This is a genomic window from Paraburkholderia sp. BL17N1, from assembly GCF_003634175.1.
GTDB lineage: Bacteria > Pseudomonadota > Gammaproteobacteria > Burkholderiales > Burkholderiaceae > Paraburkholderia.
This window is the reverse complement of the sequence record NZ_RBIW01000002.1, coordinates 1,382,260-1,401,610: the sequence shown is the minus strand read 5'-3', so window position 1 is coordinate 1,401,610 and position 19,351 is coordinate 1,382,260. Positions and strand designations below refer to the sequence as shown.

The 19,351-nt window shown below is 64.9% G+C and carries 16 protein-coding genes; 10 read left to right on the top strand and 6 right to left on the bottom strand.

What is annotated here, in order from left to right; translation table 11 throughout:
* Positions 1 to 49: 49 nt before the first annotated feature.
* Both B0G82_RS26245 and B0G82_RS39510 read right to left on the bottom strand, forming a co-directional pair.
* Entirely contained in the window at positions 50 to 2,341 is a 2,292-nt protein-coding gene (locus B0G82_RS26245; RefSeq protein WP_121309544.1) for a hybrid sensor histidine kinase/response regulator, read from the bottom strand.
* A 120-nt stretch (positions 2,342 to 2,461) separates the two neighbouring features.
* Positions 2,462 to 2,845 (bottom strand): hypothetical protein, encoded by a 384-nt coding sequence (locus B0G82_RS39510; protein WP_147439574.1) that lies wholly within the window; start codon positions 2,843 to 2,845, stop codon positions 2,462 to 2,464.
* A 207-nt stretch (positions 2,846 to 3,052) separates the two neighbouring features.
* Between B0G82_RS39510 and B0G82_RS26240 the strand changes: the two genes are divergently transcribed.
* The 7 genes from B0G82_RS26240 to B0G82_RS26210 all read left to right on the top strand — a co-directional run bounded on the left by B0G82_RS26240 (position 3,053) and on the right by B0G82_RS26210 (position 10,133).
* Positions 3,053 to 3,421: a response regulator gene (locus B0G82_RS26240; RefSeq protein WP_106281486.1), complete on the top strand. Its 369-nt coding sequence runs from the start codon at positions 3,053 to 3,055 to the stop codon at positions 3,419 to 3,421.
* Complete coding sequence (locus B0G82_RS26235) at positions 3,414 to 4,037, top strand: chemotaxis protein CheC (protein ID WP_121309543.1); 624 nt, start codon at positions 3,414 to 3,416, stop codon at positions 4,035 to 4,037. Before B0G82_RS26240 ends, B0G82_RS26235 begins: the two co-directional genes overlap by 8 nt.
* Entirely contained in the window at positions 4,034 to 4,972 is a 939-nt protein-coding gene (locus B0G82_RS26230) for a diguanylate cyclase (RefSeq protein ID WP_121309542.1), read from the top strand. Before B0G82_RS26235 ends, B0G82_RS26230 begins: the two co-directional genes overlap by 4 nt.
* 277 nt (positions 4,973 to 5,249) lie before the next feature.
* Positions 5,250 to 6,098, top strand: coding sequence for a presqualene diphosphate synthase HpnD (gene hpnD, locus B0G82_RS26225; protein ID WP_116146598.1), 849 nt, complete (start codon positions 5,250 to 5,252; stop codon positions 6,096 to 6,098).
* A 4-nt stretch (positions 6,099 to 6,102) separates the two neighbouring features.
* Complete coding sequence (gene hpnE / locus B0G82_RS26220) at positions 6,103 to 7,371, top strand: hydroxysqualene dehydroxylase HpnE (RefSeq protein WP_121309541.1); 1,269 nt, start codon at positions 6,103 to 6,105, stop codon at positions 7,369 to 7,371.
* Complete coding sequence (shc, locus tag B0G82_RS26215; RefSeq protein WP_121309540.1) at positions 7,368 to 9,398, top strand: squalene--hopene cyclase; 2,031 nt, start codon at positions 7,368 to 7,370, stop codon at positions 9,396 to 9,398. The genes hpnE and shc overlap by 4 nt, the downstream gene beginning before the upstream one ends.
* Positions 9,399 to 9,401: 3 nt before the next feature.
* On the top strand, positions 9,402 to 10,133 hold the full coding sequence (locus B0G82_RS26210; protein WP_121309539.1) for a phosphorylase: 732 nt from the start codon (positions 9,402 to 9,404) through the stop codon (positions 10,131 to 10,133).
* 118 nt (positions 10,134 to 10,251) lie between these two features.
* On the opposite strand, the gene B0G82_RS26205 is transcribed toward B0G82_RS26210, so the two are convergent.
* Both B0G82_RS26205 and B0G82_RS26200 read right to left on the bottom strand, forming a co-directional pair.
* Positions 10,252 to 11,265 carry a VacJ family lipoprotein gene (locus B0G82_RS26205; protein ID WP_121309538.1) on the bottom strand — a complete coding sequence of 338 codons (1,014 nt, stop codon included), beginning with the start codon at positions 11,263 to 11,265 and terminating at the stop codon, positions 10,252 to 10,254.
* Between the two features lie 2 nt (positions 11,266 to 11,267).
* The gene (locus B0G82_RS26200) at positions 11,268 to 13,883 is read right to left on the bottom strand and encodes an MMPL family transporter (protein WP_121310859.1); all 2,616 of its coding nucleotides are present in this window, start codon (positions 13,881 to 13,883) and stop codon (positions 11,268 to 11,270) included.
* A gap of 213 nt (positions 13,884 to 14,096) precedes the next feature.
* On the opposite strand from B0G82_RS26200, the gene B0G82_RS26195 reads away from it, so the two are divergent.
* Complete coding sequence (locus B0G82_RS26195) at positions 14,097 to 14,702, top strand: ABC transporter substrate-binding protein (RefSeq protein WP_116146589.1); 606 nt, start codon at positions 14,097 to 14,099, stop codon at positions 14,700 to 14,702.
* Positions 14,703 to 14,838: 136 nt separating this feature from the next.
* On the opposite strand, the gene hpnH is transcribed toward B0G82_RS26195, so the two are convergent.
* Together hpnH and ispH are read right to left on the bottom strand one after the other, a co-directional pair.
* A complete protein-coding gene (hpnH, locus tag B0G82_RS26190; RefSeq protein ID WP_106281471.1) occupies positions 14,839 to 15,993 on the bottom strand; it encodes an adenosyl-hopene transferase HpnH in 1,155 nt (384 codons plus the stop codon).
* Between the two features lie 10 nt (positions 15,994 to 16,003).
* On the bottom strand, positions 16,004 to 16,948 hold the full coding sequence (ispH, locus tag B0G82_RS26185; RefSeq protein ID WP_106281469.1) for a 4-hydroxy-3-methylbut-2-enyl diphosphate reductase: 945 nt from the start codon (positions 16,946 to 16,948) through the stop codon (positions 16,004 to 16,006).
* A gap of 343 nt (positions 16,949 to 17,291) precedes the next feature.
* On the opposite strand from ispH, the gene hpnC reads away from it, so the two are divergent.
* Positions 17,292 to 18,158, top strand: coding sequence for a squalene synthase HpnC (hpnC, locus tag B0G82_RS26180; protein WP_121310857.1), 867 nt, complete (start codon positions 17,292 to 17,294; stop codon positions 18,156 to 18,158).
* Positions 18,158 to 19,330: a glycosyltransferase gene (locus tag B0G82_RS26175; RefSeq protein ID WP_121309537.1), complete on the top strand. Its 1,173-nt coding sequence runs from the start codon at positions 18,158 to 18,160 to the stop codon at positions 19,328 to 19,330. The genes hpnC and B0G82_RS26175 overlap by 1 nt, the downstream gene beginning before the upstream one ends.
* Positions 19,331 to 19,351: the final 21 nt, after the last annotated feature.

Below are 19,351 nucleotides of genomic sequence, written 5' to 3'. Positions count from 1 at the left end.
CAACCACCGGTAAATGTAAGACTTCGTCCCTCGCTCGCCAGCGCCGGCCTTACTGCGCCGGATGCGCCGCCGGGTCGGCGCCCGTTTGCGTCAGATCGCGCTGGATCGTTTGCAGGAGTTCTTCCAGCAAACCGATATCGAAAGGCTTGGAAAGCACCCGCAAATCGACATGGCGCGCCCGGTCGAGTTCTTCGGCGTAGCCGGTCACCAGAATGACCGGCAGTTTGGTGTCGAATGCGAGCACCGCCTCGGCCAGATCGATGCCGTTCAGAGTGCCGGGCATATGGATGTCGGAGAGCACCAGATCGAACGGCAGCGGTTCACCGGTGCGCGCTCGCCGCGCGTGGGCGTCGTCGAACAGGCGCAGCGCGGTGTCGGCGTTGAAGACGCACGTGACCTGATGACCCATCATCTGCAGCAGGGCTTCGGTGCCGGCGGCCACTTCCTCGTTGTCCTCGACCAGCAGAATGCGCAAGCCCGGCGGCGCGCCGTTCTCCTCGGCGCCAGAATCCGGCGGTCCGTCGACCTCCGGCTCGGCCGTGGCGCGCGGCAGATAGAGACGCACGGACGTGCCCGCGCCGACTGCGCTGTCGATCGCGGCAAGGCCGCCGGAGCGCTCGCAGAACGCGAAAACCTGCGGCAAGCCGAGGCCCGTGCCCATGCCTTTCGGCTTGGTCGTGAACAGCGGTTCGAAGGCGCGGGCGAGCACTTCGGGCGCCATGCCCGCGCCGGTATCTTCGAGCGACAGTTGCACGAAGTCGCCCGTCAGCGGAAAGCCGTCTTCGTGCCGGAAATGGATATTGGTCGCGCGCACGGTGAAGCGTCCGCCGTTGGGCATGGCGTCGCGCGCGTTCACCGCAACGTTGATGAGCGCGAGCTCCAGTTCGGCGACGTCGACGCGCATCGGCCAGATCTCGACGCCGATATCGATCACCAGCGACACCTTCGCGCCGAGCGAGGCGCGCAGCAGATCGCGGCACGCCGGCAGCCAGCGTTCGAGCGACAGCGTCTCGTTGCGTAGAGGCTGCTTGCGCGCCACGCCGAGCAATTGCCGCGTAAGCGACTGACCGCTCTTGAGCGCCCGCTCCATTGCCGACAATTCGCGGTCCAGACCCGTTATGCCGCGCCGCCGCGCGATCTGCACATTGGCCGACAGGATCATCAGCAGATTGTTGAAGTCGTGCGCGACGCTGCCGACCAGCGTGCCCAGCGCTTCCATCTTGCGCGACTGGCGATACGCGGATTCGATCGAACGTCGCATGGACGCTTCGGCCTGCCAGCGTTCCCACGCTTCCTGTTCGGCGCCGAGGCGGCGCAGCGACAACCAGATCACGCACCACAACGCGATGGACGGCGAGAACATCGACAGGATCAGCACGCCGAGGTGCCGATACCACGCAGCCCAGATCGCCGAGGCGCGATAGCCGCACACCACGTACACGGGATACGAACCGACGTGGCGGAACGCGAGGATCAGATCTTCGCCGTCGACATTCGAATGCATGCGCACTACGCCGGCCCGTCGCCCCTGCGCGAGGGCTTCGGCGAAGGGCGTGTGCGGCGCCATGGCGGTCGGCTCGCGCGGCGTGCGCGGATAGTGCGCGAGGATCGAACCGTCCGCGCGCACGAGGCTCATGGTCATCGGCGTGCCGTTGCTGCTGCCGGTGCCGCCGAGCAGTTCGCGGTAGAACGCGTCGAAATAGCTCGGTCGCAGCGCGACCGAGACCACGCCGGCGAACGAGCCGTCGGCGCCGGGCCGTTCGACGCCCATGTTGAACACCTGCTCGCCGGCCACGTGCCCCGTCATGACCTTCGACACGTGCTCGAGGTCCTTGCCGTCGCGAATGCCGACGAAATCCTCACGCTCGCCAACCGAGATGGCCGGCGACGGCAGGTAGCGGCTGCTGGCGAGCAAGGCGCCGTCGCGCCCGAAGATCGACACGGCCGCCACTTGCGGATAGCCGCCGCCCATGACGCGCAGCTTCTCGTGAATGGCGGCTTCGCGGGCTCGAATGCCGTCGTCGTCGAGCCCCTCGGTCAGATCGACGATGCGCGCATCGAGCGTCTCGTTCATGTCGAACACTTTCAGCGCGTGTTCTTCGGCGATTCGCACGGTGCGCAGCGTCATGTCGGTGGCGTCGGCATCGCGCGTGCGCAAATCGCTAATAGCCATGGCCGCGACATACACGCACGGCAGGACGATCGCCACGATCAACAGCGCGATCAGCGTAATGCGCCGCACATGGAAGTTCTGTTCCGGCACGGCGGGGAACAACGCCTCGTCCTGCCGGCTGGCGGCAAGGCGGCTCGCGGGCGGCGGTTCGAACCGGTCTGGTGTCATTGTCGTTAAAGCGAAGGTCGTTCGGGACGCAGAGGCCGGGAGTCAGCATCATACGAGAAGGATAGACACGGAGCGGCAGTAGAAGCTACCCGCGGCAAACGGACTGCCGCGCGGCCGCTTTCAGCCGCCGGCGACCCGCCGCTTATTTGTCTGCTTTAAAACAGCGACGAATCGAGAAGCGCAAACGTACACAAAGGCATGGAAACTGGAAATTCCTTCTGAATCTACCAAAATATTTTCATAAATAGAATTTAATGAGAAAATCTCTTTAATGAAAGTGGAATTGGCGAGTTGCCTTTCCGCCGTTTTGCTTCGAAAATCAGCGCCATGATAAAAATGCGTCCGCCATGTTCGGACGCATCTGCCGCGAGGGCACCCAGCCAAACCACGCGTACCACGCGTGGCGGAAGGCGTTCGCGGAATCACATGCGCGGCAAGGGACCAGCCCGATCCACGAAGCCGCGCGGATTCATCTACGGGGTAGGCTTCGAACATGCCGGTCATCGCCGTCGTCCACCGTGCGCGTACGCTTTCAGGCGTGCCCGCCGGTTCCGTCCGCCGCGCCGCGCCGCGGGCGCTCCCCGCTCGCCTGCAATCCGCGTTTCAGCAAGCTACAGCCCGCTTGGCCGCCGGCCGACAGACATCGCGCTAAAGAATCCGCCTCGATCCGCCGTTAACGCGAATGAGCTAATTCCGCTTTTCGACCCGCCCATGCCTTTGCCTATTGTGATCGCCGATGATTCATTGCTAGCCCGCAAAGTGCTCACCAAGGCGTTGCCGCCGGGCTGGGACGTCGACGTGTCCTACGCGTCGAACGGGCGCGAGGCGCTCGCTCTGTATCGCGAGGGCAAGGCGTCGGTGATGTTCCTCGACCTGACCATGCCGGACATGACCGGCTATCAGGTGCTGGAAGCGCTGCAACACGAGGATCTGAACACCTTCGTCATTGTCGTTTCCGCCGATGTTCAGCCGATGGCCCAGTCGCGCGTGCGCGCGCTCGGCGCCGCGGCGTTCATCGCGAAGCCCGTGACGCCAGAGGCGCTACTACCCATCCTCAAGGAGTACGGGTTGCATGGCTGAGCCAGTCCTCAACGAAGATCAGCGCGACGCGCTGCAGGAGGTCGCCAATCTGGCGATGGGCCAGGCCGCGACGCGTCTGGCGGGACTCCTCGATGCGTTCATCGAATTGTCGGTGCCGCGCGTGAAGGTGGTGGCGGTCAGCGAGGCGGCGCAGACGCTGCGGGAGATGACCGGGATCAAGGACACAGTGAGCGCGGTGCGTCAGGGTTTCCGCTCCGATATCAAGGGCGAGGCGCTGGTGATCTGCCGCAGCGACAGCGTCGAGCAACTTTGCGCACTCGTCAGCGATCCGTATTCGCGCTCGGCTTACGAGGCGGTGAGCCAGACCGAACTCGTGTTCGACGTGGCCAACGTGCTGACCGGCGCCTGCGTGTCGTGCATTCTGGATCAGCTCGGCCGCACGCCGGTCTTCTCCGCGCCGGGTCTGCTCGGCGAAGCCATGACGCTCGACGAAGTCTTTCAGCCGGGCGTGCTGCAGTGGGAAGCGGCCTTGCTGGTCGAAGTGAATTTCGCGCTCGAAGACCATAGTTTCCGCGCGCACCTCGTCATGCTGATGGCCGAGGAATCGATTCGCCACATGAACAGCGCGCTCGACGCGCTGCTGTCGAGCCTATGAATGTGCCTATGGAATCGTTGAGCGATCTGGTGGTCGAACGTGTCGGCTTCGGCATCTTCGTGTTGGACCGCGACATGAACGTGCTCATGTGGAATCGCTTCATGCAGGATCACAGCGGACTGACGCCAGACCAGGTAGTCGGCAAGTCGCTGTTCACGCATTTTCCGGAACTGCCGCGCGTGTGGCTGTCGCGCAAGATCGAAAGCGTGTTTCAACTCGGCAGCTTTGCATTCAGTTCGTGGGAACAGCGCCCGTATCTTTTCAAGTTCGATCACGACCGGCCGATTACCGGCGGCGTCGATTTCATGCAGCAGGACTGCACCTTCATGCCGCTCATGCGTGAGCGCGAAGTGGTGGCCGTGTGCGTGACCATTTCCGACGTCACGCACGTGAGCATCGTGCAGCGCGAACGCGAGGAAGCGGTTGCGAAGCTGCAGGAATATGCCGATCGCGACGGCCTCACGGGCATCGCCAACCGCCGTTTCTTCGAAGCGCGCCTGCACGACGAATACACGCGCTGGCAGCGCTACGGCGGCGATATGTCGGTGCTGCTGTTCGATCTCGACCACTTCAAGAAAATCAACGACCAGTTCGGCCACGGTGTCGGCGACACGGTGTTGCGCGTGATGGCGCAGCGCGTTGCCGAAGTGGTGCGGGCGCAGGATACCTTCGGGCGCTTCGGCGGCGAGGAATTCGCGTTGCTGCTGCCGTGCACGCCGCTCGACGACGCGATGCGCGTCGCTGAAAAGATCCGCTGCACGATCGCCGACACGCCGGTCGAAGTGCAGGGCACTAGCGTTCCGGTGACGGCGAGCGTCGGCGGTGCGGCGGCGCGGGTCGGCGTGTCGTCGTACGAAGTGCTCATCAACGAAGCCGATGCCGCGCTCTACAGCGCGAAGCGGCAAGGTCGCAACCGCTCGGTCGCGTTCGTGTGACGACCTCGTACGGCAGCGGCGTTGCACCTCGCATGAGGCGCGTTTCGAGCCTTGCGGCAAGCTGCCTGACGCACCGCCCCACCGCTTCCAGGCTTCCTTCGGGCCCCATATCCGCCGACGAAACTGCGGCATCTCACAAACGTTGATATACTTTTCGCCGTTTCCGGCCTCCCAGCCGGGCGTTTCGCGCGTGTCCGCGCGCGCGTGCCGCCAGCCCTGCGGGTGGCCATCAAACTTCTTGAACGCCTTTCAGCGGGCGCCTCCAGCGGAGATCGTCTTGGCTGTTTCCAATCTTGTCGTGGACGATACAGAAATCGACGCCGCTGCCGCCACATCCGGCAGCTCGTTCTATCTCGCCATGCGCATCCTGCCGGCCGCGCAGCGCGATGCGATGTATCAGGTCTACGCTTTCTGCCGCGCCGTCGACGATATCGCCGACAGCGACATGCCGCGCGCCGAACGCGCCGCCGCGCTCGAGCGCTGGCGGGCCGATATCGACGCGTGCTACGCCGGCGCGCCGCGCGCTTCGCTGCGCGCGCTCACGCGGCACATTCACACGTTTCACCTGCAGCGCGAAGATTTCCACGCGATGATCGACGGCATGGCGATGGACGCCGCCGAAGACATCTGCGCCCCCGATGAAGCGACGCTCGACCTCTATTGCGACCGTGTCGCCAGCGCGGCGGGCCGTCTTTCGGTGAGGATATTCGGGATGCAGGAAGAGCCCGGCCGTTTGCTCGCGCATCATCTGGGCCGCGCGTTGCAGCTCACCAACATCCTGCGCGATATCGACGAAGACGCCGGCATCAACCGCTGCTATCTGCCGCACGAATTGCTGGCGCGCGAAGGCATCGCGGTGACGAATCCCACGCAGATTGCCGACGACCCGTCGCTGCCGCGCGTGTGCGCCACGCTCGCCGAGCGGGCCAAGGAACACTTCGCCGCCTCCGACGCGATCATGGACCGCGAGCCGCGCAACCATGTGCGCGCGCCGCGCATCATGTCGGGCGTGTATCGCCTGCTGCTCGAACGGACGCTGGAACGCGGCTTCGACATTCCGCGCACGAAGGTCAGCAAGCCGAAGCTCCGCATGCTGTGGATCGTGGCGCGTTACGCGCTCTTCTGAGCTGATGCAAAAGCTCGTACATGTGGTCGGCGCAGGCCTTGCCGGCCTGGCCGCCGCAGTGCAGCTCCAGCGGCGCGGCGCGCACGTCGTGCTACATGAAGCGGCTGCCCAGGCGGGCGGCCGTTGCCGTTCGTACTACGATGCCAAGCTGGGCGCGACGCTCGACACCGGCAATCACATGTTGGTGTCGGGCAATACTGCGACGCTCAACTACGCGCGGGCGATCGGCGCCGCCGACGAACTGGTCGGCCCGGCCCAGCCGGAATATCCGTTCGTGGATCTGGCCACGCGGGCTCGCTGGACCGTGCGGCTGTCGCCGGGACATCTGCCATGGTGGGTCTTCGATTCGAACGCGCGCGTACCGAACACCGGGCCGGGCGATTATCTGGCGCTCGCGCCGCTTCTGCTGGCGAGGCCAGGACGCAGCGTCGCCCAGACCATGCGTTGCAACGGTCCGTTGTGGGACCGTCTGCTGCGGCCGCTGTTTCACGCGATGCTGAACGTCGAGCCGCGCGATGCGTCGGCGGAACTGACGGGCGCCATGGTGCGCGAAGCCCTGCTTGCCGGCGGCCTCGCGTGCCGGCCGCTAGTGGCGCGCAACGGGCTGGGCAGCGCGTTCGTCGATCCGGCGTTGCGCCTGCTGCAACATGGCGGCGCGGCGATCAGGCTGGGTTCACGCCTTGACGGAATCGTCTTTGCCGCCGACAACCGCCGCGTGCAAGCGCTGCATTTCGCCGACGAAAGCGTCACGCTCGACGCGAACCATGCGGTGATTCTGGCGGTGCCGCCGGACATCGCGCAGACCCTCGTGCAGGGATTGCGCGCACCGACGCGCTTCGCGGCGACCGTCAACGTGCATTTCGCGGTCGAGCCGCCGTTTGGTTTGCCGCAGGTCACCGGGTTGCTCAACGGCACGGCAGAGTGGCTGTTCGCCTTTGAAGGCCGCTTGTCGGTGACCGTGAACGGCGCTGAGCGCCTGCTGGACACGCCGCATGAAGCCCTCGCCGCCACCGTTTGGGCCGAAGTGGCGCAGGCGGCCAGTTTGCCGGTCGCGCCGATGCCGGCCTGGCAAGTCGTCGTGGAAAAACGTGCGACTTTCGCCGCGCTGCCGGATCAGGAAACGCGGCGTCCCGGCGCGCGCACTCGCTGGAATAACCTGATGCTCGCGGGCGACTGGACGGCTACCGGCCTGCCCGCGACGATTGAAGGCGCGATCCGCTCCGGCCAGAAGGCCGCGGATACGTTGCTGAATGAACCGATGGAACGCCGATGAACGATTTATCTCAAGCCCAGCCGCTGGACGCCGTCTTGCCCGATTTCGCCCCCGCAGCGCCGAGCGCGCCCGCGCCGGGTATGGCGGGCGAAACGCCCGCAGCGTCGCTCGACGCCGCGATCACACGCGCGACCGATGCGATTCTCGCCGCGCAGAAGCCGGACGGCCACTGGGTCTACGAACTCGAAGCCGACGCGACGATTCCCGCCGAATACGTGCTGTTGGTCCACTATCTCGGCGAAACGCCGAACGTGGAACTGGAACAGAAGATCGCCCGCTATCTGCGCCGCATCCAGTTGGCCGACGGCGGCTGGCCGCTGTTCACCGACGGCGCGCTCGACATCAGCGCCAGCGTGAAGGCGTATTTCGCACTGAAGATGATCGGCGATCCGGCCGACGCCGAGCACATGGTGCGCGCGCGCGAGGCGATTCTCGCCCACGGCGGCGCCGAAACCGTGAACGTCTTCACGCGCATTCTGCTCGCGCTGTTCGGCGTGGTGTCGTGGCGCGCGGTGCCGATGATGCCCGTCGAGATCATGCTGTTACCCATGTGGTTCCCGTTCCATCTGTCGAAGGTGTCGTACTGGGCGCGTACGGTGATCGTGCCGCTGCTCGTGTTGAATGCGAAGCGGCCGGTGGCGCGCAACCCGCGCCGTGTGCGCATCGACGAGCTCTTTCGCGGTGCGCCGGTCAACACCGGCCCGCGCGATCGGGCGCCGCATCAGCATGTCGGCTGGTTCCGGTTCTTCAGTGGCGTGGACGTGCTGCTGCGCGCCGTCGACGGTTTGTTCCCGAAGGCGACGCGCGAGCGCGCGGTGCGCGAAGCGGTGGCTTTCGTCGATGAACGGTTGAACGGTGAAGACGGTCTCGGCGCGATTTTCCCGGCCATGGCGAATTCGGTGATGATGTACGACGTGCTCGGTTACCCGGCCGATCATCCGAATCGCGCGATTGCTCGCCAGTCGATCGACAAGCTGCTCGTTATCAAGGATGACGAAGCATATTGCCAGCCGTGTCTGTCGCCGGTGTGGGATACGTCGCTCGCGGCGCATGCGCTGCTCGAAACCGGCGAGGCGCACGCTGAACAGGCCGCCGAACGCGGACTCGCCTGGCTGCGTCCGCTGCAGATTCTCGATGTGCGCGGCGACTGGATTTCGCGTCGTCCCAATGTGCGGCCGGGCGGCTGGGCGTTCCAGTACAACAACGCGCATTACCCGGACGTCGACGATACGGCGGTGGTCGCCATGGCAATGCAGCGCTCGGCAACGGTAACGCAATCGGACGTCGATCGCGAAGCGATTGCACGCGCCCGCGAATGGGTGGTCGGCATGCAGAGCAGCGATGGCGGCTGGGGCGCGTTCGAACCGGAAAACACGCAGTACTACCTGAACAACATTCCGTTCTCCGATCACGGCGCCCTGCTCGATCCGCCGACCGCGGACGTCTCGGGCCGCTGCCTGTCGATGCTCGCGCAACTCGGCGAGCTGCCGCAGAACAGCGAGCCGGCGCAGCGCGCGTTCGACTACATGCTGAAGGAGCAGGAATCGGACGGTAGCTGGTATGGCCGCTGGGGCTTGAACTACATCTATGGCACGTGGACCGCGCTGTGTTCGCTGAACGCTGCCGGCCTGCCACACGACGACCCGCGCATGAAGCGCGCGGCGCAGTGGCTCCTGTCGATCCAGAACGAAGACGGCGGCTGGGGCGAGGGCGGCGAGAGCTACAAGCTCGACTACCACGGCTACGAGCGCGCGCCGAGCACGGCATCGCAGACCGCGTGGGCTCTGATGGGTCTGATGGCGGCCGGCGAAGTGAATCACGAAGCGGTGGCGCGCGGCGTCGCCTACCTGGAGCGTGAGCAGCGCGAGCACGGCCTGTGGGACGAAACCCGCTTCACCGCGACCGGTTTCCCGCGCGTGTTTTATCTGCGCTATCACGGCTATCGCAAGTTCTTCCCGTTGTGGGCGCTGGCGCGCTTCCGCCATCTGAAGCGCAACGGCCTCACGCGCGTCACGGTCGGGATGTGACGGATGCCGCTTTCCCCCAGCCTGTCCGCCGATGACGGCCGCAGTCCCTTGCCGGTGATCGTGGTGACCGGCATGGCGTTCGAAGCCCGCATCGCGCGCGGCGAAGGCGTCGAGGTCGTCTACGCGGCGCGCGCCGATCTGCTGGAGCGCGCGTTGAGCGCGGCGGTCGAACGCGGCTGTTCGGGTATCGTCAGTTTCGGCACGGCGGGCGGTTTGGCGCCGGATCTGGAGCCGGGCTCGCTGATCGTCGCTGACGCGGTCGAGGGACCGTTTGGGCGCCTCCCGACCGATCGGCCATGGTCGGACAGGCTCGCGGCCGCACTGGCCGTTGGGCCGCTCTCCACGCGTTTGCGGCGCGGTCTCATGGCGGCCGTCGCCGCACCTCTGGTGAGCGCGGGCGATAAGGACGCGCTGCATCGCTCGAACGGTGCTCTGGGGGTGGATATGGAATCGCACATCGCCGGGGCGAAGGCTGCCGCGCATGGCGTGCCGTTTGCCGTGTGCCGCGCGATTGTCGATCCGGCGTGGCGCACGCTGCCTTCCGCGGCAACCGCCGGCCTGCGCGATGACGGCAGCACAGCGCTGGGGCCGATCCTGCGGGAATTGATGCGACAACCTTCACAACTCGGCGCGCTGATCCAGCTTGCCGTCGATGCCCGGGCGGCGCGCCTCTCGCTGGTCCACGCACGGCGTGCGATCGAGGAAGCGGGCGCTTTTCGCATGGCTATCGCCTGAAACGCGTCGCGCGCGTTGTGCGCCGAAGCGGCAAGCGTCAACCCGTCCGCTTCTGTGCCAGCGTCGAGTTCGGCTTTACGGGGCGCCCGTTCTGGGCGCCCGTCCAAAATCCCAATACTTATTGCGTCACCGGTGCTGAAGCCGGCTGCGTGCTGTCGGCCGGCGCGGCGGGCGGCGTCGGTGCGGGCGTGCCCGAAGCGCCGTTGGGCGCGGCAGCCGGCGCGGTCGGCGTCGAACCTGCCGCGCCGCTCGCGGGCGTTTCGCCTGGATCGCTGTAGTTGGGCACGCCTGCCGGTGCGCCCGTGGCAGCGCCGGAGGCCGCCTTCGGCGCTTCCGCGGCGTCGCCCGGATCCGCGTAGTTCGGCAAAGCCCCTGCGGCGGGCGCGCCGGCCGCGGGTGCCTCCGAGGCGCCGGAATCGCCCTGATCGTCATAGTTCGGCAGGGGCGCTGCGTTGTCGCTCGTGCCGCGCAGACGGGCACGGCGTTGCTGCGTATAGGCATCGCGCACGAACGAGTACTTGTCCAGCGCAGCTTGTTGCAACAGGTCCGACGCACCCAGCAGGTCTGAACGCACGCTCACGAACTGCAGCACGTAGAGCGGATTGCGCACCGCCGGCTCCATGTAGTTCAGCGGGTTGAACTTCACGTCGACGATCAGCCCCATGCTGTCACGCACCGTGCTCGGCCCGAACAGCGGCAGCACCAGGTACGGGCCCGACGGAATGCCCCAATGACCCAGCGTCAGGCCGAAATCCTGATGATGCTTGGGCAGCCCGGCAGGCGTCGCCCAATCGAGCAGCCCGCCCAGGCCGAAAGTCGAATTGAACGCGAAACGGACGAAGTCCTCGGTCGCGTCGGTGAACTTCAGCTGCAGCAGCGCGTTCGCGGCGTTGGTCAGGTCGCCAAGATTCGAGAAAAAGTTGCTCACGGCGGTGCGCAATGGTTGCGGCGTCACCTTCTGGTAACCCTTCGCCACTGGAACAGCGACGTAGCGATCCACGCCGTCGTTGAAATTGAACACGGCCCGGTTCATCGGTTCGAACGGGTCGCCGGGTTTGCGGTCGGGGCCGGTGGCGCAGCCGGAGATCAAACCGGTGGCGACGAGCGCCAGCGCGGCGTTACGCAGCTTCATGCTTATATTCCTTTTTGCTTCGCGCGACGTGAGCGCGGCTTGCCCATCAACACGGGTTGAAACACCACTGCGCCGACCAGTGTGCAAAACAGCGAGAGCGCCAGCAAGCGCCCCATGCTGGACGTTCCCGGATGGTGCGACAGCCAAAGGCTGCCGAACGCGGTCGCCGTGGTCGCCGCGCTGAACAGCACAGCGTGCGTCAGGCTCGACTGCAGAAGGCCGGTCTGACCGTGGCGCCACGCCATCACGAAGTAGATTTTGAACGCTACGCCGACGCCGAGCATCAGTGGCAAAGCGATGATATTCGCAAAGTTCAGCGGCATGCCGAATACCACGCACAACTCGAGCGTCACGAGCGCGGATACCAGCAACGGAACCAGCGTGCGCAACATGTCGCTGACGCGCCGCAGCGCGATCCACAGCAGGATCGCAATCGACACGAGCGCGTAGCCCGCGGCCTGCAGGAACGCCTTGATGATGGTGTCGGCCGAATGAAGGATCGAAATCGGCCCGCCGATCGCGCCCGGCTCCGCTTTCTTCACGGCGTGGGCGAAGTGCGCCAGCATGACGTCGTCGTTCGGATCGGTGCCGGGTTTCACCTTCGGCGCGATGTCCACGAGAGCGCGGCCGTCCTTCGAGACCCAGCCCTTGGAGATTTCCTTGGGCAAATTCTCGCGGGTGATCTCGGTGGGTTGCAGCAGGTTGGCCAACTGCTTCAGTGCGATGCGCAGCGTGTCCGACATTGCGGTTTCGGCGCGGTCGCGCGTGGCGGCATCGGTGGCGGCCAACTTCTGCAATGTGGCGGACAGATGCTTGGCTTCGGCGGCGCCCGGCCCCGGGTGATCGTCGGCGGCAAGCGAGAGCTGGTTCGACGCGCGCTTGAGCGCGGCAACGCGCACGGCGTCCGTTGCCGGTTGCGCGGGCTGTTGCTGCAAGGCGGGCAGTAGCTGCTGCGCGGCGCTCGCGATCAGCATCAGCTTTTGTTGCTGATCGGCGGGCACGAAGGTGTCGAGCGTGGTGACGCGGCCTACTTCCGGCAACGTACGTAAATGGTCGGCTATGCGGTCGGCGTCGGCGAGCGAGGGCGCCAGCACATGCACATTGTTGACCGCGGCCTCCGGCGAATCCTTGAGCGACAACAACGTCGCCATCGACTCCGTATGCGGGTCCTTCAAATGCAGCGGGTTGAAGTCGAAGCGCAGATGCGTGAGCAACGGCGTGGCGCCGATCACGACAATCAGCGTGCCGATCAGCACCGGTTTGCGATGATGAGCGAGGAAATCGTCGACCGGGGCGAGCTGCTTGAAACCTGGCGAACCGGCTTCGCCGGGCGGTCGGAAGATTTTCAGCAGGGCCGGCAGCAGCGTCATGTTGGTGAAGTACGCGACGAACATGCCGACGCCCGCGATCTCACCCAGCTCGGACACGCCGCGGTAAGCCGTCGGCAGGAACGAGAAGAAGCTCAGCGCGACCGCGACCGCGGCGAGCGTGAGCGGCACGCCGATACTATGCGACGTGTGCATCAGCGCAGCGGAAAGCCGGTTGTCGCGATTGCGCTCCTCGCGATACTTGACGCCGAACTGCACGCCGAAATCGACCCCGAGCCCGACGAACAGCACCATGAAGGCGACCGAAATCATGTTGAGCGCGCCCACCAGCATCAGGCCGAGCGCCGCGGTGATCGCGAGCCCGACGAACAGCGTGATGAACACGGCGGCGATCATGCGGCCCGAGCGCAGCGCCAGCCACAAAATGATCAGCACGACGATGAAGGTGCCGATGCCGTTGAGCACCGCGCCGTCCTTGACCGAAGCGAACTCTTCGTCGGCGAGCGGCTGTTCGCCGGTCAGACGGACGGTGGCGCCGTAGCGCGAGTCGAGGTGCAGCGCGGCCGCGGTGTCGCGGATCGACTTCGACGCCGACGCGCCCGGCTCGAGCGCATCGTAGTTCACGACCGGCTGCACGATGACGAAGGCGCGCGCCGGCTCGGCGGCCGCGCTCTTGTCGACCAGCGCGCGCCACGAGAAGGCGGCGTGCTGGCCGGCCAGCACGCGGTCCAGCGTGGTCGCGCTTTGCGACAGCAGATGGCTCATGTCGCCAAGCTTCACCTGGCCGAGTTGAAGCGGCAGCAACAGGCTCGTGGTCAGCGTGCCGGCAAGGCCGGTCAGGCTCGGATCGTGGGCAAGGGCATTGACGAGCGGGCGGGACTGGACCAACTGCGAGGTGGTCGACATGACCTCGTCGAGGGACGGGAACAGCAGGCCATTGTGTTCGAAGAACGGGCCGCCGGCCGGCTGCGAAACCGCGACGAATTCCTTGGGATCGGCCTTGAGGGCGGTGGTCAGGGCTTGCGCGGCGGCGTCGGCGAATTCCGGCGCGCGCGCTTCGACGACCACCAGCACGGTTTGGCCGCGATCCGGGAAGGCCACGTCCACGGCATGTTCGAGCGCCGACCATTGCTTGTCGTTCTCGATGAGACGGCTGATGTCCGTGTTGATCTTGAAGTTAAAGGCAACGTAGAAACCGCTCAGAACGGCGAGCACGAGCGACAGCGCGACGATCCGCATTGGATGACGCACTGAATAGGCGACGAGACGGACAATAGATGACTTCAGCATGTAGGCGAAATTGGCCTTATCACGGTTGTTGTTTTTGACGAAAGTGCACAAGTATACAGAGACGGAGCGGCGAGCCCCCGGTTCGGTAGCAAGTGCGGCTCCCGCACACGCTCTTCGGGGCGGGAACGCAATCTCGGTATACTGGTCTATCCTGCTTTCGCCGCGTGCTTGCAAGCCCGGCGGTGCTTACTTCTTTCGGGTTCTGTCGAACGTATGAAACGTTATCTGTCTGCTTTTCTGGCTGCGGCCGTGGTGTCCACCGCGGCATATGCGCAAAGCGCGCCCGACGCGGTGGTAAAAAGTGCTGTCGAGGGCACGGTGGCGGCGATGAAGGCCGACCCGCAGGCGCGCGGCGGCGACATGGCGAAGATCACGCAACTGGTCGAGTCACGCTTCCTGCCGGCCACGGACTTTCAGCGCACCACGCGCATCGCGGTCGGCAAGGCCTGGTCCACCGCGACCCCCGACCAGCAAAAGCAGCTGTACGAGCAGTTTACGCTGCTGCTCACGCGCACTTACGCGGCCTCGCTGTCGCAGCTGCGTGATCAGGACGTAAAGTTTAAGTTCGCGCCGGTCAACGTGCCGGCGGGCGCCAAAGACGTGGTCGTGCAATCGCACGTGCTGAGCAATGGCGGCGATGACGCGATCGACTATCGCATGACCAAAGATGCCGCAGGCTGGAAGGTCTACGACATCAACATGATGGGCGCGTGGCTGATCCAGGTGTATCAGACGCAATTCGCCGATCAGATTTCCAAAGGCGGGATCGACGGGCTGATCAAGTTTTTGACCGCTCACAATGCGCGTAGCGCTGGGTAGCGCTGGGCAGCGGTTGACGGCCCACACGTCGCACCGTGTGAGGCACGAGGCATAAAAAAAGCGCGGTGGCTGATTGGCCACCGCGCTTTTTTTGCATACAGGACAAAGGACGGCGCGAGGCCGCCCCTTCGACCGCTTAAGTTGCAGCCGTCGCCGTCTGCACTTTCTTGCCCTTGCCCGACACCTTGATCTCTTCCAGCTTGATCTCGACGTGGCGGGAGAAGACGTACTCGGCGGGACGTTGCTTGTCCAAAGGAATGTCCTTCGTGAACGCGCCCGAGGTCTTCGGACCGCGCACGGCAACCTTCAGCGCCTTCAGCGGATGCGTGACCGTATCCATCACGGCGGTCGCTTCGAAACCGCAGTGCACCATGCAGTCCGCGCACTTCTCGTAGTTACCCGTGCCGTACTTGTCCCAGTCCGTGGTTTCCATCAGTTCCTTGAAGGTCTTCACGTAACCTTCGCCGACCAGATAGCACGGCTTTTGCCAGCCGAACACGGTACGCGCGGGGTTGCCCCACGGCGTGCATTCGTATGTCTGATTACCGGCCAGGAAGTCGAGGAACATGCTCGACTGGCTGAACGACCAGTTCTTGCCGTTGTTGCCGCGCTTGAAAATTTCGCGGAACAGGTGCTTGGTCTTGTCGCGGTTCAGGAAGTGCTGCTGATCCGGCGCGCGTTCGTACGCGTAACCCGGCGAGACGGTGATGCCGTCCACGCCCATCGGGCCCAGCGTGTCGAAGAACGCAGCAACGCGTTCCGGCACGGCGTCGTTGAACAGCGTGCAGTTGATGTTCACGCGGAAACCGCGGCGCTTCGCTTCCTTGATGGCGGCGACAGCCTTGTCGTACACACCGTCTTGCGACACCGAGTGGTCGTGCGCCTGCTTGTCGCCGTCCAGGTGAACCGACCAGACGAAGTACGGATTCGGCTCGTAGTCGTCCATCTTCTTTTCCATCAGCAGCGCGTTCGTGCACAGGTACACGAACTTCTTGCGCGCCATGATGCCCTTCACGATCTGCGGCATTTCCTTGTGCAGCAGCGGTTCGCCGCCTGCGATCGAGACCACCGGCGCATTGCATTCGTCGACGGCTTCAAGGCATTCCTGCAGCGACAAACGCTGATTCAGGATGGGATCCGGATAGTCGATCTTGCCGCAGCCATTGCAGGCGAGGTTGCAGCGGAACAGCGGCTCCAGCATCAGGGCGAGCGGATAGCGTTTGTTCCCGGACATATGCTGACGCATGATGTATGCGCCGACCCGGACTTTCTGTAGCAGCGGAATAGACAAGACGTCCTCCTTAAACTTCGCGTGCAGCGAGTGGTTGCATCAGCTTCGATGGCAACTTGAATTCGACTTTTTCTTCACGGCCCGCCATCGTCGTGACATCGACAGGCCCCAATGCGCTCAGCGCATCGATTACATTCTTGACCATCTCTTCCGGCGCCGAAGCACCGGCCGTGATGCCGACGGTCTGCACATTCGCAAACCATTCCGGCTTCACTTCCGAACCGTCGGCGACGAGATAGCTCGCCACGCCGCTTTCGCTGCCGATCTCGCGCAGCCGGTTCGAATTCGAACTATTGGTTGCGCCCACCACCAGCAGCACGTCGACCTCCTTGCTCAACTCGCGCACCGCGGCCTGGCGGTTTTGCGTGGCGTAGCAGATGTCGCGCGTATCCGGACCGACAATATCGGTGAAGCGGCGCAGCAGCGCGTCGATGATGCCGCGCGTGTCGTCCACCGAGAGTGTGGTTTGCGTGACATAAGCGAGCGGTGTGTCGAGCGGCAGATCCAGATGCGCGACCTCGGCCTCGCTCTGCACCAGCAGCACTTTGCCCGGAATCTGGCCGATCGTGCCTTCCACTTCCGGATGCCCGGCGTGGCCGATCAGTATCAGCGTGCGGCCGGCGCCGACATACTGGCGGCCCTGCACGTGCACTTTGGTGACCAGCGGGCAGGTCGCGTCGAGCACGTCGAGACCGCGCGCTTCGGCATCGCGCTCAACTGTCTGAGCGACACCGTGGGCGCTGAAAATCGCCACGGCGCCTTGCGGCACCTCGTCGAGCTCCTCGACGAAGCGCGCGCCTTTCTGGCGCAGATTGTCGACCACGTGCCGATTGTGAACAATCTCGTGGCGAACATACACGGGAGCGCCGTGTTGCTGCAACGCGCGATCGACGATCTCGATTGCGCGAACAACACCCGCACAAAAGCCGCGGGGTTGAGCAAGGATGACTCGCATAAGTTGGCGAACTCCGACTGACGCGGGTTTCGAAGAAGTCGGTAAATCTGACTTTATCGCCGCGATCATCTAATTAGTTGACGTCTTGAGCCCCGGCGACGTGCCGGTACAGCAAAACCAAACGCGCATTCTAACGCTATCAGCCGGGCTTTGCTCTGGCAGCGCCCGGCGGGTGTTGGTCTGGCGTCGCAACAGCGGAACGGCGCCCGGCGCGGCAAGCATCGGGTATGGCAATGTGGAAGCGGTAATGATTGCACGCTGCAGCGGTTTGACGGAACCCTTAAACTACGTAGTCGCGCGGCGCCTGGTGCCCGCATTACAAAAGGGTTTCAAGGCTCGCTGGATGGACGTCGATCAATACGAAAACTTTCCGGTCGCGAGCGTGTTGCTGCCCAAGGCGCTGCGCGCGCCCATCGGCATTATCTATCAGGTCGTACGCACGGCGGGCGACATCGCCGACGAAGGCGATTGGAGCGCAGCCGAGCGGCATGCCCGTCTCGCCGACTTCCGCGCCGGCCTCGACGCGGTGGCGGACCAACGCGCGGCGCCAGTCCATCCGCTGTTGTTCGGCAAGCTCGCCTGCGTGGTCGCGCAGTATAAACTGCCGCTCGCGCCGTTCTACGATCTGCTCCAGGGGTGCGCCCAGGATATCGACGCCGGCCGTTTCGCCGACCGCGCCGCGCTGCTCGACTATTGCCGTCACTCGGCCAACCCGCTCGGGCATCTTATGCTGCATCTGATCAACGCGGCCACGCCGGAGAATCTCGCCGAGGCCGACGCGATCTGCACGGCGTCGCAGTTGATCAGCTTCTGGCTGGACGTCTCCGCCGACTGGAAAAAGGACCGCGTGTACCTGCCGCTCGCCGATATGCGGCGCTTCAACGTGACCGAGGCGCACATTGCCAGCGGAGTTGCCGATGAAGACTGGCGGGCGCTCATGGCGCACGAAGTGTCGTTCGTGCGCGAGATGCTGGTGCGTGGCGCGCCGCTCGCCTTGCGGATTCCGGGCAGGCTGGGCATCGAGTTATGCGGTGCCGTTCACGGCGGCCTACGCTTTCTCGAACGCATCGAGAGCGCGGGCTACGACGTGTTTCACGAGCGGCCGGTGCTCAATACGTTTGACTGGTGCGTGGTCGCGGCCCGCACCGTGGTGATGTGGCTGTCGCGTCGCGTCGGCGTGCAAGCGCGTTCAATCGAGGGTAATGCTTAATGGCGGTGGTTCTGTTTCTTCTGTCGTGTCTCTCCTTGCTGATCTGGTGTGTGCTGCTGTTCGGGCGCGGCGGTTTCTGGCGCGCGCGTCCTGCTGCGCCGCTGACCATCGCGCCGCGCGCAACGTGGCCGGCCGTGGCCGCCGTGGTGCCGGCCCGCAATGAAGTCGATGTGATCGCAGAGGCGGTGACCACGCTGCTTCAGCAGGACTATGCGGGCGACTTCCACGTGATCGTCGTCGACGACCACAGCACCGACGGCACCGCCGACGCCGCTCGCGCCGCGGCCCTGCAGTTGCAATGCCCGGACCGTCTGACCGTGTTGAGCGCGAAGCCGCTGCCGCCCGGTTGGTCGGGCAAGGTGTGGGCGCAGTCGCAAGGTATCGAGGCCGTGCGCACGCTTGGCTTGTCCGCGGACTACCTTCTGCTGACCGATGCCGACATCGGCCATCCCGCCGACGCGGTCGCGCAACTCGTCGCGCGCGCCGACGCGGAACAGCGCGATCTCGTTTCGCTGATGGTGCGGCTGCGCTGCGATTCGTTCTGGGAAAAGGCGCTGATTCCCGCCTTCGTATTCTTCTTCGCCAAGCTGTACCCGTTCTCGTGGGTCAACAACCCGCGCAATCGGACGGCGGCGGCCGCGGGTGGCTGCATGCTGGTGCGCCGTAGCGCGCTGGAAGAAGCAGGCGGCATCGAGTCGATTCGCGCCGAGCTGATCGACGACTGCAGCCTCGCCGCACGCATCAAGCATCGCGGCAAGGGGCGTCATCCGATCCGGCTGGAAGTGGCGGCGCGCAGCGTGTCGCTGCGTCCGTACGATAGCTGGCGTGAGATCTGGAGCATGATCGCGCGCACGGCCTTCACGCAGCTGCGCTACTCGCCACTGCTGCTGGCCGGCACGCTGGCCGGCATGACGATCATCTATCTGATGCCGCCGGTCGCCGCGCTGGTGCTCGGTCCGACAGGCTGGCCCGCGTGGCTCGCGTGGGCCGCCATGTGTTGCGCGTATGCGCCGATGCTGAGCTATTACCGCCGCTCGCCGTTGTGGGCGCCGTTTCTGCCGCTGATCGCATTGTTCTATGTCGGCGCGACGTTTGCGTCGGCGGTGCGTTATTGGCGCGGCAAGGGCGGACAGTGGAAGGCGCGGGTTCAGGCGCCGGTGCAGGAACGCTGAAGCGAACGGTAGTCGGAAATC

Coding starts and splice junctions, on each gene's coding strand:
- B0G82_RS26240 (WP_106281486.1), top strand. CDS start 3,053: ATGCCTTTGCCTATTGTGATCGCCGATGATTCATTGCTAGCCCGCAAA.
- B0G82_RS26210 (WP_121309539.1), top strand. CDS start 9,402: ATGCCGCTTTCCCCCAGCCTGTCCGCCGATGACGGCCGCAGTCCCTTG.
- ispH (WP_106281469.1), bottom strand. CDS start 16,948: ATGCGAGTCATCCTTGCTCAACCCCGCGGCTTTTGTGCGGGTGTTGTT.
- B0G82_RS39510 (WP_147439574.1), bottom strand. CDS start 2,845: ATGACCGGCATGTTCGAAGCCTACCCCGTAGATGAATCCGCGCGGCTT.
- B0G82_RS26175 (WP_121309537.1), top strand. CDS start 18,158: ATGGCGGTGGTTCTGTTTCTTCTGTCGTGTCTCTCCTTGCTGATCTGG.
- B0G82_RS26235 (WP_121309543.1), top strand. CDS start 3,414: ATGGCTGAGCCAGTCCTCAACGAAGATCAGCGCGACGCGCTGCAGGAG.
- hpnE (WP_121309541.1), top strand. CDS start 6,103: ATGCAAAAGCTCGTACATGTGGTCGGCGCAGGCCTTGCCGGCCTGGCC.
- shc (WP_121309540.1), top strand. CDS start 7,368: ATGAACGATTTATCTCAAGCCCAGCCGCTGGACGCCGTCTTGCCCGAT.
- B0G82_RS26200 (WP_121310859.1), bottom strand. CDS start 13,883: ATGCTGAAGTCATCTATTGTCCGTCTCGTCGCCTATTCAGTGCGTCAT.
- B0G82_RS26230 (WP_121309542.1), top strand. CDS start 4,034: ATGAATGTGCCTATGGAATCGTTGAGCGATCTGGTGGTCGAACGTGTC.
- B0G82_RS26205 (WP_121309538.1), bottom strand. CDS start 11,265: ATGAAGCTGCGTAACGCCGCGCTGGCGCTCGTCGCCACCGGTTTGATC.
- hpnC (WP_121310857.1), top strand. CDS start 17,292: ATGGACGTCGATCAATACGAAAACTTTCCGGTCGCGAGCGTGTTGCTG.
- B0G82_RS26245 (WP_121309544.1), bottom strand. CDS start 2,341: ATGACACCAGACCGGTTCGAACCGCCGCCCGCGAGCCGCCTTGCCGCC.
- B0G82_RS26195 (WP_116146589.1), top strand. CDS start 14,097: ATGAAACGTTATCTGTCTGCTTTTCTGGCTGCGGCCGTGGTGTCCACC.